This window comes from Paenibacillus sp. N119s, from assembly GCF_059447605.1.
This window is the reverse complement of sequence record NZ_JCAJRU010000373.1, coordinates 1-2,996: the sequence shown is the minus strand read 5'-3', so window position 1 is coordinate 2,996 and position 2,996 is coordinate 1. Positions and strand designations below refer to the sequence as shown.

Genomic DNA, 2,996 nt, shown 5'->3' with positions numbered 1-2,996 from the left:
AGGGAATGGAGAGGAACAGCAGCTGAATGCCCCGGAACTGGCGACAGGTGTCTGGAAGCATGTAGTCGTGACCTTGTCAGGCACTACCGGAATTATGTATGTGGACGGCATAGAGGCGACACGTAACACGAATATGACGCTGAAGCCTGCCAGCCTTGGATTGACAAATTGGAACTACATTGGGAAATCCCAGTTTGATGATCCTTATCTGAATGGTGCAGTAGATGAGCTGATCATCTACAACAGAGCTCTGACCGCCCAGGAAATCTGGGGCTTGGCCTCGGCAAGCAGCACCCTTACAGCCCATGATGCGGGAGTCCAGGCATATGCTGAAGGGGCAGATTAGAGTGTAAGTACGTATTCATTTCATACCATTAATGTTTTAGATTATGAATGATTTGTATGATGAATGATTTGCATCGTGAAACATTTGCTTCATAAATGATTGGCATTGTGAATTTATTCTTGCTGGTGCTTCCCATCGCCTCCGCCCCGGATTTCTTGAATTCATTCTGTAATCAGGGGAGAAATCCGGGGAGATGATGCTTTCGAAGCATTTAGCTCCGTTTAATGCGGGTCGTTCTTGGTCTTAAGCGAACGAGCTCCTCACTGGTGAGTTGTCTAGTATAGGAGCCAGGGGAAGACCCTGTATCTACCGTGAGCACTTTGCCTGCCCCGCTGGGGCGGGCTACTCGTGTGTTGAATACCTGCATGAACCACTGCACCGGAAAAGCTATGGATAAGCGGCCATCTGCCGTGCCTGCATAGTTGACCGCAGCTGCATAATTATCGGACTGTCTGAGCCATACAGAGCCGGAATCCCCGGGTAGGGATACAGGAGTCGTACCTCTAATAACCGTCTGATCTTCGAAGGTCAGTAAGCCCAACTCTCCCCCATAATTGATTTGCAGGTCCGTATAGACGGACTCTACCGTGCCATTGACCCGCCCGGTCGTACGTCCTACCTTCTTCAATTTTTCCCCTACACGATAAGCGGTAACATGCCCCGGAATGACTCCTACTGTAGCATAACGCGGATTGAGCAGGTTGTTGCGGGTCGGAAGTGAAAGCGCCACGTCAATCAGGTTTGTTCCGGTGCGATTCAAGCGCACATAACGATACAGCCGTCCTATACGATCCTGGGCAACCGTTCCCCCATCGGCTCCGCCTGGCTGGATTGTAGCCTCCCGATTGTCTGTATTGGAGGGATTGAGGACATGGTTATTGCTAAAAAGATAACGCGTAGCCGGCGCTCCAGTTGGGGCGACGATGAGTCCGGTGGTACCGGAGCCTTCAATCGTCCCGATACTATAGCCGGCGATGACCGGGCGGATGCGCACTTTATAGTCCGTAGCATGAGCTCTGATCTTTCCAGTCTTTACAATTCGAACAGGAACACTCAATTTCTTTTCTAAGGCAGTGGCCGACAGGAGTCCAGTAGAGGCCGACACTAGACGGTCCGTGTACACAATGACAGCGGCTCCCTTTTTGGGATGGGCAGGGTCCCTGTAGCCTACGCCAATGCCGTGGACACCGGACATTTTTAAGACTCGCTTGGCCATCCGCTTTTTCACTTGAAGCGCGGCCGAGAAGGTAGCCAACATCATCATCTCCTTTTACATTCAGATGAAATATTGTATGGCTAAGGCCGCTCTGCGTTCCATGTGTTCTTATAATCACTATTGCAAAGTGATACTTGTTGTTGAAAGTCATATGAATATATCCCAAAATATGGTATACTCATTCCCGAAATTGACATCTTATCATTGGATTTTAGGTGTTCAAGGAGGTACTCCATGTTCTTAACGATATTGACCTACAGCATACAAGCAATTGCAATTTTACTGATTATCTTTGCATGGGTGAGAAAAAACAAAAAGAACATAGGCCGTGGATCACTTTCACTGCTTTTATCTCTTCTTGGTCTAGCTGCTTCTTACAAACTTGGCAATTACACGTTTGGGGATAAGCTGTTTTCCTTTTTAGGCTTGCCCGCATGGTCTAATCGTGTTGACAATACTGGATTTCACTACAGCCTTCTACTATCCAGTATTTTTTTCATTCCTAGTATAATCATTGGATATAAAAATCCTAAAGATTTTGGAGCTCTAATGGGAAAATGGATTTCTGGTATTTATCTATTTGTAATCATCATTTCGCTTTTACTTTTTATGATAAGTAATTTCTTGAAGTAACATTGGATGTGCTGTTAATCCAAAACAAAGCCTCCCTATAAACAAGGAAGGCTTTTGTTTCGATGAAAAGTACATCTTATCCCTTAACCGCTCCCTCCGCAATGCCTTCCATAATGAATTTCTGAAAGAAGGCATAGATCAGGATCACCGGGATGGAGGTCAGCACAAGTGCGGCCAAAATAAGCGACCAATCCTTGTTGTACTCTCCAAACAGCATATTGGTCGAGAGAATCAGGGTATAATGGTTCACATCCGTCAGCATCAAAAGCGGAAGCAAAAAGTCATTCCAAATCCACAGGAAATCCAAAATAGCAATCGTGACGGTGATCGGCAGCAATAAAGGAAATATAATGCGGAAGAACGTTTGGAACTCATTGCACCCGTCCATTTGCGCGGATTCCTCCAGCTCACGCGGAATGGATTTGACGAATCCGTGATATAAAAAGATTGCCATGTTCACACCCAAGCCGATATAGATTAGAGCCAAGCCATACGTACTGCCTTGAACAGACAAATCCTTTGCCATCCGTGTAAGCGGTATCATTATGGAGTGAAACGGCACCAGCATGGAGGCGACAAACAGGAAGAAAATCGCGTTACTTAGTTTTCCACTGGTACGAGACAGCTTGTAGCCTGCCAATGCAGAACAGACCACGATCCCGCCAATGCCGATAAAAGAAATAATCGTAGAATTTAAAGCGCTGTTCAGCAAATGGGTCTGATGAAAAGCCTGACTATAATTTTCAAAGTGAAGTTTCGTCGGCAACGCCGTAAAGGATGCAAACATCTCACCCTGTGTTT

Annotated in this window: 4 protein-coding genes; 2 read left to right on the top strand and 2 right to left on the bottom strand. The window is 46.4% G+C overall.

The features are described from left to right. Positions 1–346: LamG domain-containing protein (locus AC5V8P_RS24755; protein WP_495473982.1), on the top strand; the 346-nt coding region annotated here is incomplete at its 5' end. 211 nt (positions 347–557) lie between these two features. Here AC5V8P_RS24755 and AC5V8P_RS24750 read toward each other — a convergent pair. After that, positions 558–1,604 carry a hypothetical protein gene (locus AC5V8P_RS24750; RefSeq protein ID WP_064796607.1) on the bottom strand — a complete coding sequence of 349 codons (1,047 nt, stop codon included), beginning with the start codon at positions 1,602–1,604 and terminating at the stop codon, positions 558–560. A 192-nt stretch (positions 1,605–1,796) separates the two neighbouring features. Here AC5V8P_RS24750 and AC5V8P_RS24745 point away from each other — a divergent pair, with 192 nt between their 5' ends. Then, positions 1,797–2,195: a hypothetical protein gene (locus AC5V8P_RS24745; RefSeq protein ID WP_064796608.1), complete on the top strand. Its 399-nt coding sequence runs from the start codon at positions 1,797–1,799 to the stop codon at positions 2,193–2,195. 76 nt (positions 2,196–2,271) lie between these two features. On the opposite strand, the gene AC5V8P_RS24740 is transcribed toward AC5V8P_RS24745, so the two are convergent. Further along, a partial coding sequence (locus AC5V8P_RS24740; protein ID WP_495473981.1) for a carbohydrate ABC transporter permease occupies positions 2,272–2,996 on the bottom strand: 725 nt, incomplete at its 5' end.